Annotated in this window: 12 protein-coding genes, 3 tRNA genes and 1 pseudogene; 1 reads left to right on the forward strand and 15 read right to left on the reverse strand. The window is 44.4% G+C overall.

What is annotated here, in order from left to right; genetic code table 11:
• Position 1: 1 nt before the first annotated feature.
• The 15 genes and pseudogenes from K1J09_RS00580 to parE all read right to left on the reverse strand — a co-directional run bounded on the left by K1J09_RS00580 (position 2) and on the right by parE (position 12,358).
• Positions 2 to 418, reverse strand: a complete 417-nt coding sequence (locus K1J09_RS00580) for an NUDIX hydrolase (RefSeq protein ID WP_223322678.1) — start codon at positions 416 to 418, stop codon at positions 2 to 4.
• A 56-nt stretch (positions 419 to 474) separates the two neighbouring features.
• Positions 475 to 546 (reverse strand) — tRNA-Arg (locus K1J09_RS00585).
• Positions 547 to 633: 87 nt separating this feature from the next.
• Positions 634 to 1,836 carry a 30S ribosomal protein S1 gene (gene rpsA / locus K1J09_RS00590; RefSeq protein WP_223322677.1) on the reverse strand — a complete coding sequence of 401 codons (1,203 nt, stop codon included), beginning with the start codon at positions 1,834 to 1,836 and terminating at the stop codon, positions 634 to 636.
• 163 nt (positions 1,837 to 1,999) lie between these two features.
• Positions 2,000 to 2,071 (reverse strand) — tRNA-Gln (locus K1J09_RS00595).
• Positions 2,072 to 2,084: 13 nt separating this feature from the next.
• Positions 2,085 to 2,165, reverse strand: a tRNA-Tyr gene (locus K1J09_RS00600).
• Positions 2,166 to 2,214: 49 nt separating this feature from the next.
• The gene (locus K1J09_RS00605; RefSeq protein ID WP_002895433.1) at positions 2,215 to 2,445 is read right to left on the reverse strand and encodes a DUF2969 domain-containing protein; all 231 of its coding nucleotides are present in this window, start codon (positions 2,443 to 2,445) and stop codon (positions 2,215 to 2,217) included.
• A gap of 107 nt (positions 2,446 to 2,552) precedes the next feature.
• Positions 2,553 to 3,578: pseudogene (locus tag K1J09_RS00610) on the reverse strand (branched-chain amino acid aminotransferase); the annotation flags it as partial.
• Between the two features lie 169 nt (positions 3,579 to 3,747).
• Complete coding sequence (gene parC, locus K1J09_RS00615) at positions 3,748 to 6,198, reverse strand: DNA topoisomerase IV subunit A (RefSeq protein WP_223322675.1); 2,451 nt, start codon at positions 6,196 to 6,198, stop codon at positions 3,748 to 3,750.
• Positions 6,199 to 6,233: 35 nt separating this feature from the next.
• Positions 6,234 to 7,049 (reverse strand): aminoglycoside 6-adenylyltransferase, encoded by an 816-nt coding sequence (locus tag K1J09_RS00620; RefSeq protein ID WP_223322673.1) that lies wholly within the window; start codon positions 7,047 to 7,049, stop codon positions 6,234 to 6,236.
• 16 nt (positions 7,050 to 7,065) lie between these two features.
• Positions 7,066 to 7,602, reverse strand: a complete 537-nt coding sequence (locus tag K1J09_RS00625) for a GNAT family N-acetyltransferase (RefSeq protein WP_223322671.1) — start codon at positions 7,600 to 7,602, stop codon at positions 7,066 to 7,068.
• Between the two features lie 29 nt (positions 7,603 to 7,631).
• The gene (gene fic / locus K1J09_RS00630) at positions 7,632 to 8,237 is read right to left on the reverse strand and encodes a protein adenylyltransferase Fic (RefSeq protein ID WP_223322669.1); all 606 of its coding nucleotides are present in this window, start codon (positions 8,235 to 8,237) and stop codon (positions 7,632 to 7,634) included.
• An 18-nt stretch (positions 8,238 to 8,255) separates the two neighbouring features.
• Positions 8,256 to 8,630, reverse strand: coding sequence for a GNAT family N-acetyltransferase (locus K1J09_RS00635; protein ID WP_223322667.1), 375 nt, complete (start codon positions 8,628 to 8,630; stop codon positions 8,256 to 8,258).
• 63 nt (positions 8,631 to 8,693) lie between these two features.
• Complete coding sequence (locus K1J09_RS00640) at positions 8,694 to 9,440, reverse strand: DUF6261 family protein (protein WP_223322665.1); 747 nt, start codon at positions 9,438 to 9,440, stop codon at positions 8,694 to 8,696.
• Between the two features lie 225 nt (positions 9,441 to 9,665).
• Positions 9,666 to 10,418, reverse strand: a complete 753-nt coding sequence (locus tag K1J09_RS00645) for a hypothetical protein (RefSeq protein WP_223322663.1) — start codon at positions 10,416 to 10,418, stop codon at positions 9,666 to 9,668.
• A complete protein-coding gene (gene parE / locus K1J09_RS00650; protein ID WP_223322661.1) occupies positions 10,415 to 12,358 on the reverse strand; it encodes a DNA topoisomerase IV subunit B in 1,944 nt (647 codons plus the stop codon). Before parE ends, K1J09_RS00645 begins: the two co-directional genes overlap by 4 nt.
• Before the next feature lie 190 nt (positions 12,359 to 12,548).
• Here parE and plsY point away from each other — a divergent pair, with 190 nt between their 5' ends.
• Positions 12,549 to 13,199 (forward strand): glycerol-3-phosphate 1-O-acyltransferase PlsY, encoded by a 651-nt coding sequence (gene plsY / locus K1J09_RS00655; RefSeq protein WP_125331019.1) that lies wholly within the window; start codon positions 12,549 to 12,551, stop codon positions 13,197 to 13,199.
• Positions 13,200 to 13,217: the final 18 nt, after the last annotated feature.

A 13,217-nucleotide genomic window follows, 5' to 3' on the forward strand; every position in this document is an offset into this window, starting at 1 on the left:
TTTATATGGATTTAACAGCAAAAATATCAATCAAATAAGGTACGATGAGCTCGCTCTCTATGTCTTTCAAAGAAGAAATCCAGACAAAGTCTGTGTGCTCTTCTGGATCTAATATAATATCACGCTCTTCCAAAATTCTACCCGCATAAACTAAGCGTGTGAAAACACTATCTTTGCTAGCATCAAACTGACTATCTTCATGGATAATCTTATCAATCCGAATTTTTTGATTAACCTCCTCCATAGCCTCACGTAGAGCTGCCTCTCTAGGCAGTTCATTCTCTTCTACACTTCCGCCTGGAATATCCCAATAAGATGGATAGACATTAGGAAGGCCTCGCTTTATCTTAGACCGTTTGATAAGCAAATACTTCCCCTCTTTCTCGATTAAGGTATGAGCGATTAATTTTACTGTCATTGCATATTCCTCCAAGAAAGAGCAAAAAAGACTCCGAAGAGTCCAATTTTAAGTCATCCACCCTGAGAGAATCGAACTCCCATCTCAAGAACCGGAATCTTACGTGATATCCATTACACTAAGGGTGGTAACTAATTCATTATAACTGATTTTCTCTGAAAATACAAGTGAAAATCAGAAAAAGAAGTTAAGATTTCTCAACTTCTTTTACCTAATTACAATTCAATATCGCCAAACAAATCAGCCATTGAGAATCCAGTTTGAGTTTCTGGAAGTTCAAAGTCACGTTTTTCTTGACGTTTCGGACGACGAGGACGAGATTGACGTTTCTCATCTTTTTGTCCTTCTTCTTGAGCTGGACGCTCTTCAAGAGCCTTGATAGAAAGTGATACACGCTCATCAGCAGCATTCACTTCAAGAACCTTAACAGTTACTTCTTGACCAACTTTAAGGGCATCTTTAGGGCTTTCAACACGTTTGTGTGAAATTTGTGAGATATGAACCAATCCATCGATACCTGGCAATACTTCAACGAAAGCACCGAAATCAGTCAAACGTTTTACAGTTCCTTCAATCACATCACCTTCAGCAAGTTTTTGCTCAACGCCATCCCATGGTCCAGGTGTTGTTGCTTTAAGAGAGAGGGATACGCGTCCTTCTTCTTCGTTCAAGTCAAGAACTTTCACTTCAATTTCATCACCAACTGATACAACAGACTTAGGTGATACGTTGCGTTCATGTGACAATTCAGTCAAGTGAACCAATCCGTCAACTCCGCCAAGGTCGATGAAAGCACCGAAGCTAGTGATGCGAGCAACCTTACCAGTTACAACATCGCCAACATTCAACTTACCAAAGACTTCAGCACGCGCTGCTGCAGCTTCAGCTTCTACAACTTCACGACGTGAAAGGATGAAGCGGTTTTCTTTTGGATCTACTTCTTTGATCTTAGCATCAAACTCTTGACCTACAAAACGCTCAGTGTTGCGAACGAAACGAGTATCAAGCATTGAAGCAGGGATAAATCCACGAAGTCCTTCAAACTCAACTGAAAGTCCACCTTTAACAGCACGAGTGCCCTTAACAGTGACAACTTCTTCTTCACGACCAACCAATTTGTCCCAAGCTTTGCGAGCTTCCAAACGTTTTTTAGATACCAGGTAAGTTACGGTGTCTGTATCTTTACCTACTACTTGACGAAGAACAAGCAATTCAAGTGTTTCACCTGGTTTTACAAGGTCGTTGATATCAGCGTCGCGGTCGTTTGTCAACTCACGAAGAGTTAAAACACCTTCAACACCAGTTCCAGCGATTGCAACATTAGCTTGGTTAGCGTCAACAGTCAATACTTCAGCAGTAACGACGTCACCTGGCTCAACTTGGCTAACACTGTTTAGCAAATCTTCAAATTCATTCATCTAAAAAAATCCTCCAACAATCAAGCTTTCGCTTGACATACTACTTATTTATTTTCCTAAGCACCCGCAAATGACATTGATCTATCGTTAACGATTTCCATCCTATAAAGAAATAAAACACCTAAAGACATTTTATTATTTTATCAGATCTATTACCTAAGAACTGGGGTAGCTGGATTCGAACCAACGCATGAGGGAGTCAAAGTCCCTTGCCTTACCGCTTGGCTATACCCCATTAATATAAAGAATGGAGAGAGAGGGATTCGAACCCCCGAACCCGAAGGAGCGGATTTACAGTCCGCCGCGTTTAGCCTCTTCGCTATCTCTCCGACAATCAACGCTATCTATTATAACATTGATACAATGAAAATGCAAGCCCTATTTGCTTAAATTATAGGTTTCAATCAAAGTTTCCACGGCTCTTTCAAGTTTTTTATAAAAACTTTCAGCATTTCCATTTTTGATAATTGCAAACTGGCCATCTAATTCGGCAATCTCTCCAATAACCTTCTTGCCAATAGCAAGACTGTAACCGTCAAATTGGTCTGCTCCGACTTTCACTTTGCTATCTGTGATTTGAATTTCAATTTTTTTATCTTTTTTACTCATAACTTACCTCTTTCAAATTTCTATTGTACACGAAAAAGGCTGACTTCGCAAGCTATCTTAGGCTAGAATTGCAGAAAAAAACTGCCCAATCAAGGACAGTTTTTAGATTATACTTTAACAATCCAACCTTCTGGTGCTTCAACATCGCCGAATTGGATACCAGTCAATTCGTCATACAACTTGCGAGTGACTGGACCGACTTCAGTCTCGCTATAAAAGACATGGAAATCATCTCCATGCTGGATACCACCGATAGGAGAGATGACTGCAGCTGTTCCACAAGCGCCAGCTTCAGTAAATTTACCCAAGTCTGCCAGAGGAACGTCTCCTTCAATCGGTTTGAGCCCTAGTCTATGCTCTGCCAGATAAAGCAAAGAATACTTGGTGATGGATGGCAAGATAGACGGACTGAGCGGTGTTACAAACTCATTATCCTTGGTGATACCAAAGAAATTGGCAGAACCCACTTCTTCAATCTTGGTATGGGTTGCCGGATCCAGATAAATCACATCTGAAAAATGCTTATCCTTAGCAATCTTTCCTGGTAATAAGCTAGCAGCATAATTGCCTCCCACTTTTGCTGCACCTGTTCCGTGCGGTGCAGCGCGATCATAGTCATCTGACACAATGAAGTTAGTCGGAGTCAGACCGCCTTTGAAGTAATTGCCAACCGGCATTACAAAGATAGTGAAAATGTATTCTTCGGCTGGTTTCACGCCGATAATATCGCCGACTCCAATCAAGAGCGGACGAATATAAAGAGTTCCGCCCGTTCCATAAGGTGGCACATATTCTTCATTAGCTTGGACAACCTGCTTAACTGCATCCACAAACATTTCTGTAGGAACTTGCGGCATGAGCAAGCGATCAGCTGTCCGCTGTAAACGCTCCGCATTTTTATCCGGACGGAAAAGATGAATACTGCCATCCTTAGTTCGATAAGCCTTCAGACCTTCAAAAGCTTGCTGTCCGTAGTGAAGGCTGGGAGACGACTCAGAGATATGGAGCGTAGCGTCCTCCGTTAACGTTCCTTCTTCCCACTGGCCATTGCGATAGTATGCTATGTAGCGATAAGGCAGTTTCATATATGAGAATCCTAGATTTTCCCAGTCAAGATTTACAGTCATGGTCTTTTTCCTCTTCTTCCAAACTTCATTTTTAGATACTCCCTATTTTACACCTTTTTGAGATATTTTCAAGTATTATTTTCAATTTTCAGAAAATTTTGTTATTCAGTCTTTTGTTCCGCTATCAAACTCATAGAAATTGGAAAAAACCAGCTCGTGTGAGCTGGTTTGATGACTACTTGATGTAAGCTGAGAAGACTTCTTCATCTGAAATGGTATCAGAAATGAAGCTTCCATTGCTAGTGCGCTCAGACAAGCTGAGATCAGCAAGATTAATTTCATAGGCAGTTCCTTTATTGGAAAGCACCTGCAAAATCTGCTTTTCACTGGCTTCTGCTTCAGTAGTGAAGAGGTCAAAGTCCACTGCTTCACCAAAGACTGGTCCGGCTGCAAAGACACGATGCGGCTTGGTCTTAAGCTCTCTCAGAACTTGAAGACCGCGATTTGCCCGACTGGTAACAGGAATATCTGCGACTGCCATACGCTTGAGCGAACCACGCTGAGTCAAGAGGTAAAGTGAGTCTGTATTGGCGATAAAGGCTGCCGCTAGGACATCGTCTTTCTTGAGATTGATGGCTTTAACCCCAGCTGCCTTAGCTCCGATGACTGGTACTTCCTCGATATTGAAGCGGAGAGCATAGCCATTCTTGGTCACGAGCATAACATCATCCAGCTTAATCGGCGCCAGAGCAATGACCTGGTCGTCTTCATTTTTTAGTTTAGCAAACTTGAGCGACTTAGACTTGTAGGTCCGCCAAGGACTAAATTCCTTGCGCTCTACACGCTTGATTTGACCTAACTTGGTCGCTGCAAAGTAGGTTCCCTCCTCAAAACTGTCCAGCAATTCCGTGTAGATCACTTCTTCATTGGTATCAAAGTTGCTGATGGTCTGGCTGAGGTGTTCTCCGATTTCTTTCCAGCGGATGTCTGACAGCTCATGAACAGGCCGGTAAATGACATTTCCCAGGCTAGTGAAAATCAATAAATGCTGAGTCGTCTTGGCCGAGCTAACGAAAATCAGTCTGTCATCGTCACGCTTGCCCATCTCCTCTAGGGTCGAAGCCGAGAAAGAACGCGGACTGGTTCGCTTGATATAGCCAGAACGTGTCACGCTGACATAGGTCTCTTCCTCAACAATCAGACTAGCTGTATCAATTTCAATGGTGTTTGCTGTATCCTGCAGCTCGCTGAGACGCGGATTGCCAAACTTCTTCTTGACATCGCGGAGCTCTCGCTTCATAAGATTATACATGGTGCGCTCATCGCCGATAATGGCTGCCAGCATGGCAATCTTCTCGCGCAGCTCTGCTTCCTCCTCTTCCAGAACCACTACGTCTGTATTGGTCAAACGGTAGAGTTGGAGAGTGACGATAGCCTCAGCCTGCTCCTCGGTGAAATCATAGCTAACTTTAAGATTTTCCTTGGCATCTGCTTTGTTTTCGGAAGCACGAATCAGGGCAATCACCTCGTCCAAGATGGAAATAACCCGAATCAGTCCTTCCACGATATGGAGCCGTTTCTCAGCCTTAGCCTTGTCAAAGCGGCTGCGAGCCAGAATAATCTCCTTGCGGTGGGCAATATAACTGGTTAAGATTGGCACAATCCCCACCAAACGTGGCGTGAAATTGTCAATAGCCACCATGTTGAAGTTGTAATTAACTTGTAAATCAGTGTACTTGAAGAGGTAGTTAAGAATCAGCTCAGTATTTGCGTCTTTCTTTAGCTCGATAGCAATGCGAAGACCGTCCCGGTCGGATTCGTCCCGTACCTCAGCAATGCCGGCCACCTTATTATTGACCCGCACATCGTCAATCTTTTTGACCAAGACCGCCTTATTAATCTCGTAAGGAATCTCGGTGATGACGATTTGCTCTTTTCCGCCCTTCAGCTTTTCAATCTCAGTTCTGGAGCGAACTACGACGCGACCTTTACCAGTCTCGTAGGCTTTCTTGATCTCATCACGGCCTTGGACAATAGCTCCTGTTGGGAAGTCTGGACCTGGCAGAAACTCCATGAGTTTGTCCACCTTGGCAGATGGATGGTCAATCATATAGATGACCGCGTCAATGACTTCGGCAAGATTATGAGGTGGAATATCAGTCGCATAACCAGCGGAAATCCCAGTTGCTCCATTGACCAAGAGATTAGGAAAGGCTGCCGGCAGAACGGTCGGCTCCTTCTCAGTATCGTCGAAGTTCCAAGCAAAAGGAACGGTATCTTTCTCGATATCCTGCAAAAGATAGCCAGCCATCTCAGACAGCCGTGCCTCAGTATAACGCATAGCCGCCGGTGGATCACCGTCCATTGAGCCATTGTTCCCGTGCATCTCAACGAGAATCTCGCGGTTTTTCCAGTCCTGAGACATACGGACCATGGCATCGTAGATGGAGCTGTCGCCGTGGGGGTGGAAATTCCCCATGATGTTCCCGACTGACTTGGCAGACTTGCGGTAGCCCTTGTCAAAGGTGTTGCCGTCCTTGTTCATCGAATAAAGAATACGACGCTGAACAGGCTTCAAGCCATCGCGAATGTCCGGCAAGGCCCGCTCTTGAATAATATATTTGGAGTAGCGACCAAAGCGCTCTCCCATGATGTCCTCAAGGGACATGTTTTGAATATTGGACATAATAATTCTCTTTATATTTTTCTTTTTAATAATAACTAGAAGCTAAGCCTCTCTTTAGCATACTCAAGTATCTTCTCTGCAGTTGCTTTGTCATAGTGAAAGCCGGTTTTGAGAGAGAAGGCTTGTGCTTCTTTGTGGAAAAAGTCCATGGTAGCTAAGAGAGACTTGGTGAGGCTTTTCTGGTCAGAAAAGTCAAGCAAGGCTGTAAATTCTTTCTCTTTCTCAGCAGGCAAATGCTGAAAGAGGTACTTGTAGTTCTTGCCAACATCAACCGTCCCCTTATCTGCTGCTACTTGCCAAGCTAAAAGCTTGAGCAATTCTTGTTGGCAGATTCCATACAGATGATCCGTCGCATAGACAAGGTGGTTTCGATGAATTCCCTTGACTACATAAGCTGATACCCACCAGAATTCATTGCAGGATTTATCAAAGTCAGTCGCACTAGCTGGTGCCGTCCAATAGCGCTTGGGTGTCGGTGCATAAGGAGCAAACAGCCCCTGTGGGTCATCCAGCACCGTGAAATCTGCTTCGCTATCTATCCACTCTTTGATGTGTTCCTTTGGGCAAAGGGTCAAATCTATCCGATTACCATCTTCAAAAAGCATGAGATAGAGGCGGCGATGGTCTAGTAGGACATGCTGCTCGATCATGCGCTTGCCAAACTGGTCCAACCAAGCAAGGTCAGCCACCAGACCATCAAAATCCTCCACAATATAGACCACATCATAGTCTTGGAACTCGTCCTTGGGAGCCTTTGGGTTTGTCCGCGAGCCGGACATGGCGACTGCATCAACTTGTAGCACTTTTGCGGTTTGCAAAATTAAATCTAGCATTTCGGGTTCAGTTCTCATGGGAATACCTGCCTTTTTAGGAGAAACTCTTGATTCTGTAGAGGACATGTCTATAAAGCGGACTGTCTGCTGGAACTTTTTCGTTATCAAATTCTTTGACAAATTCCATGCCTAGCTTTTGCATGACTTTTTGCGAAGGGAGATTGAGCAAGGATGTAAAAGAGTAAACTTCTGACAAGCCAGCTTGCTTGAAAGCGTAGTCTAGACAGGCTTGGGCAGCCTCCGTCGCATAACCACGATTCCAAAACTCTTTTCGCAGACGCCAGCCGATTTCTACTGCTTCTTTTCCAGCAAAAATCCGTAAATCCGAATGGTGCAGACCTACCAAGCCGATGAACTTCTGGCTGGTCTTTTCTTCAACAGCCCAAAGACTGTATCCATAAGCCTTAACTTCATCTTGAATGCCCTGATAAAGCCGCAAGGACTCCGCTTGACTATATGGCTTTGGAAAATACTGCATGACCTCCGGATCCTGATTCATAGCAATCAAAGCCGGCAAATCTGATTCCTGCAAGTCTCGTAAGATGAGACTGTCTGTTTCAAGAATAGTCATCCAATCACTCCTCTGCAAACTATCTTACCTCACAACTCCTCAGCTTTATATAGGCTATAGCCTTCATAGGAGTAACTATGGTCTACACCTTTCATGTAGAGGTCACGGTTATCAACATCCTTGGTGAGGGCTTGCTTGAGGACATGCTTGATTTCTGTGTCTCGAATGGGGCTGCGCTCCATGGCTAGGAGGTAATCTTCCTTGTCCACTTGAGACCAGTTCACAACTTGCCCCAGCTCAGCCTTGAGTAGGTGGTCCAGCCAAAGCCTCATGCTTCTACCATTCCCCTCACGGAAAGGGTGGGCAATATTTAGCTCCACATACTTTTCGGCAATCTGATCAAAGGTCTGCTGAGGCATACGGTCGATATTTTCCAAGGAAGCTGCCAGATACATGACAGGAGCAAATCGAAAATTCCCTTTGGAGAGATTGACTGTCCGAATCTGGCCAGCGAAGTCATAGATTTCTTCAAACAAGAACCCATGAATAAAGGCCAGAGTAGCATAGGTGCCAGCTGCTTTATCGTCCAGAAGCTGCTTTTCAAAAAGCTCTTTAGCTCGGGTCTTACTGATTTTTTCTTCCATTTTGGCTAGTTCAAGCGAATCCGTCAGACCCAGTTTATTGTCAAGCGTCATAAATACAGCTCCTTTCATTTAGATAGATTTTCTAAGCCCTGTTCCCACAGGTTTAAAACCTACTGTCTGATAAAATCCATCCGCTTCTGATATTAATTCAATGCGAGTCAAAGGATGTTTTTGATGAATTTCAGCGATTAATCTCCGTCCCAATCCTTTTCCGCGATAGGCTTTATCAATGATAATCTCAGCTAAAAAGGTCGTCATGACTTCATCTGTCAAGTAGCGGGCAAAACCAAGGATTTTCTGGTTCTCTTCAACTACCACATAATGGGACAGATTTGTTGAAAATAGTGATGTCACTTTTTCCTCTGTAAAAGACATCCATTTTTCATTTTGATAAAGGGAATAAATAGCTTGAAAATCTTTTGTGCTTGCAGGTCTGATTATCATTTTCTAATCCTTTCAAATCCGATGCGACCACTAACAATTTTTCAACTCAAATTTAGTTATATTCTAGTTGCTCTCCGTCGCTTCTTCTTTCACCTTCTTAGCAGGTTTGCGTTTTTTGTAGCGAGTGCGGATAGTGTTGAGGTGGTCGCGGAGATTGACCACGTGAGTTCTTTCAGGATAAGCGTAGGCAATGATTGCAGTGAAATCCACTAGAAAATCATAGATTTCTTGCAGCTTGAGGCGGACGTTCTTATTCTGGCTCGGTGTCTTACCCTTGAGCTCAGTCAATCGCTCCTTGTAGACCTTTTCAAAGGCCTTCTGAGCGGCAGCCAGACTGTCGACATGGGCTTCCAGATGAAGCTTAGCCAGCGCTGTCTGGTAGGCTGGTTTTTTCAGCTCCTGGAGTAGGTGGTTGATGCCCTCGGTCTCCTTTTCCAAGCTAGTTGCAGCTAGGCCGGTGTAGTTTTTCAGGAGCTGAGACAGGGTCTCGTAAGCTTCCTTGGTCGCTGCATCCTTGACCCTTGCAAAGGCCCGAACCAAAGACTGGAGTGTGCCCAAGGCATCATCGCGCTCGCGGTCAGCCTGATCCAGACTAGCCACCAGCTTGCTGGACTTGGTCTGATGAAGCCCGCTCTGCAGCTGTTCCAGGAGTTTGTCCATCTCATCCAGCTTGGTCGTGTAAATGCCATCCACCTTATTTTCCTTGATAAATGCCGTAACCTCGCTCCGACTCTCGGACATGAGCTGGAAAAATTCGTTGTTTTCCAAAGTCTGAACATCTACACTAGTAATTCCATAAATTTTTTTCATTTTTATAATCTCCTAAATTTTTTATTTTAACTTTAATTCCCTTTTTACCTTTTCTGATTTTCTGAAAAAGTTTTTTGCTTTAAAACTGCTTGCCAGAAAAACAAACGTTCGTCTTTTGCTCAAAAAATACTCGCCAGATTTTCTGCCAAACAGAATTTGCTCTAAAACACTCTGTCAGAAAATCTGACGACCTCACTTTAGAACTGGTGAGCTTGACAGAAAATCTTATGATTTCATTCTTCTGCTAGCGAGTTTGCTAGATTTTCTGAGACGTGGAGGGTTATTGTTTTTTGACGAAATAACTAATGTTTTTGAATAAAACGTTTTGTATAAAAGATAATTTTCATAAGAGTCTAAAATTTTTAAGAACTGTAACTCGTTTTGTAAAATTTCTATTAAAAATTTCTCTGTGCTCAGCAACTTTTCTTTATACTTTTCGCCGCCATGATAATAACATTTCTTTAGTTCTTTGTAGACCGGCTCATCTAAAAGTAACTGAACTTGGAAAATTTTCTGAGCTTTCTGATGATTAATTTTTACATCATGAGCATAACAACATTCCCAAAGCAATATTCCAATCATTAAAATCAAAACAATGAAAGTCCACTCTGGAGAGTTCTTCCAATCAGTACTATAAATTAATGTCGAAATAGATATTATAGATGATATTGTAGTAAAACCAGGCTTAGATGTTTCTATCCGAATTAATACAATCATAGTTCCTAGAAATCCAAATAAGATAATTGCCAAAATAAAAGCCACAGCATATGGTATATTCCATCTTGAACACCTGTACAGGTCAAGTAAGAAGGTACCTACAAATAATAAAACAAGAGATATAATCAGATATTTGTTTCCATTTAATGGAGGATTGTCTTGATTATCATCTAGTATTAAAAGGTCTTCTAGTTTTTTTGTTTTGTACTTAGCATACAAGGTGTTAATTTTCTTTTTTATTAATTTTATACTTCTTATCAAAACACTCCACTCTCCTCAAGCGTAAACTTGACATTATCCTCAATCCACTTACGGCGCGGTTCGACCTTGTCACCCATGAGGACATTGACGCGGCGTTCGGCGCGGGCCAGGTCTTCGATGGTGACACGGATGAGGGTGCGGGTGTCAGGATTCATGGTCGTCTCCCAGAGCTGGTCGGCGTTCATTTCGCCGAGACCCTTGTAGCGCTGAAGCATGGCTCCCTTACCAAACTTGCGGCGCAGGTCATCCAGCTCGCCATCGGTCCAGGCATACTCAACAACTTCGCTCTTGCCCTTGCCCTTGGACATCTTGTAGAGAGGCGGCAGGGCAATATAGACGCGGCCAGCCTCGACCAGCGGGCGCATATAGCGATAGAAAAAGGTCAGCAGCAAGGTCTGGATATGGGCACCGTCGGTGTCCGCATCAGTCATGATGATGATCTTGTCGTAGTTGGCATCCTCAAGGGTAAAGTCTGTCCCAACACCCGCTCCAATCGTGTAGATCATGGTGTTGATTTCTTCGTTTTTGAGAATATCGGACATCTTAGCCTTGGCAGTATTGATAACCTTACCGCGTAGAGGCAGGATGGCTTGGAACTTACGGTCACGACCTTGCTTAGCAGAGCCACCGGCAGAGTCTCCCTCAACCAGATAGAGTTCGTTCTTGGCTGGATTCTTGGACTGGGCCGGAGTCAGCTTACCAGAGAGCAAGCCCTTGTCTTTCTTATTCTTCTTGCCGTTCCGGCTTTCGTCACGCGCCTTGCGGGCCGCTTCTCTGGCATCTCTGGCCTTGATAGCCTTGCGGATGAGATTGGAAGCCAGCTCGCCATTTTCCAAGAGGAAGAAGGTCAGCTTGTCAGAGACGATGGAGTCCACGGCCGGACGAGCCAAAGGACTGCCCAGCTTGTCCTTGGTCTGGCCTTCAAACTGCAGGTGCGCCTCAGGGACCAGGATGGACAGAACAGCTGCCAAACCTTCGCGGTAGTCCGAGCCTTCCAGATTCTTGTCCTTTTCCTTGAGCAGGCCGGTCTTTCTGGCATAGTCGTTCATAGCCTTAGTAATAGCGGTCTTGAGCCCCGTCTCATGGGTACCGCCGTCCTTGGTGCGGACGTTATTGACAAAGGACAGGATATTATCGGCGTAGCCGTCGTTGTACTGGAGAGCTACCTGGACTTGGAAACCACTCTCCTCGCCCTCGAAATAGAGGACAGGAGTCAGGGTTTCCTTGTCTTCATTGAGATAGCTGACAAAGTCTTCAACACCATTCTCATAGTGGAACTCTACTTCTTCGCCTGTGCGAGCATCGGTTAGCGACAGGCGGACATTCTTGAGCAGGAAGGCTGATTCCTTCAGCCGCTCCGCAATGGTGTTGTACTTGAAGTCCGTCGTTGAAAAAATCGTATCGTCCGGCATGAAGGTCACTTTGGTTCCAGACTTGGACTTAGGTGCAGTGCCGATTTTCTTGAGCGTAGTGACTGGTTTTCCGCCATTTTCAAAGCGCTGCTTGTAAACAGTCCCATCCCGCGTGATTTCCACTTCCAGCCAGCTAGACAGGGCATTGACAACAGAGGAACCTACACCGTGGAGACCGCCCGAGGTCTTATAGCCACCTTGGCCGAACTTACCGCCTGCGTGGAGAACGGTGAAGATGACCTCAACCGTGGGAATGCCCATAGCGTGCTTGCCGACTGGCATCCCACGTCCGTGGTCTGCGACCGTCAGACTGCCGTCTTTGTTTATCGTCACATCGATTCGGTCACCAAAGCCTGACAGGGCTTCATCGACAGCATTGTCCACAATCTCCCAGACCAAATGGTGGAGTCCAGCTCCGTCAGTCGATCCGATATACATCCCCGGACGTTTGCGGACCGCATCCAACCCTTCTAATACCTGAATGGCATCGTCATTGTAATTGTTAATATTGATTTCCTTTTTTGCCACAAGAACCTCCTAATGATTCATCTTTTCTATCTTACAAGTTTTTGGCAAATATTGCAAAGATTTTTTTGAAAATAATGCTGATGAGAGCGGATTTTACACGAAGAACAATCCAATATCCGAGTAGACATTTCCTGCTATAAATTCTATCCTTTTCTATTGTAAGAAAGCGAAATAATGGTATAATAAAATCATGATGAACACGATAATTGGATTAATACTAGCATATTTACTGGGCTCTATTCCGACTGGGCTTTGGATTGGGCAAATTTTCTTTAAAAAGAACCTGAGAGAATACGGCAGTGGCAATACCGGAACGACCAATACTTTCCGAATTTTGGGAAAGACAGCGGGGACGGCTACTTTTGCTATCGACTTTCTCAAAGGAACTGCAGCGACCCTGCTGCCTTTCTTTTTGCATATTGAGGGAGTTTCGCCGCTTGTCTTTGGCCTCTTGGCTGTGATTGGCCATACTTTTCCTATCTTTGCTGGCTTTAAGGGTGGTAAGGCAGTGGCAACCAGTGCAGGGGTTGTTCTGGGCTTCTCACCAGCCTTCTTTGTCTATCTGATTGTCATCTTTGCCAGCATCCTTTATCTGGGAAGTATGATTTCTCTGGCAAGTGTGCTCTCAGCAGTCATCGCTATCCTGTCAGCGCTGCTCTTTCCTCTAGTTGGCTTTATCCTGCCCGCCTATGACCTCTTCTTCACTCTGATTATCATTGCACTGGCTTTGATTATTATCCTCCGACACAAGGACAATATCCAACGTATCAAACAGAAAAAAGAAAACTTAATCCCTTGGGGCTTGAATATCACCCATCAAAATCCTGAGGCTAAGAAATAAAACGGAAGTGAACAACTT

The organism is Streptococcus sanguinis (genome assembly GCF_019928825.1).
In the GTDB taxonomy this organism is placed as follows: domain Bacteria; phylum Bacillota; class Bacilli; order Lactobacillales; family Streptococcaceae; genus Streptococcus; species Streptococcus sanguinis_L.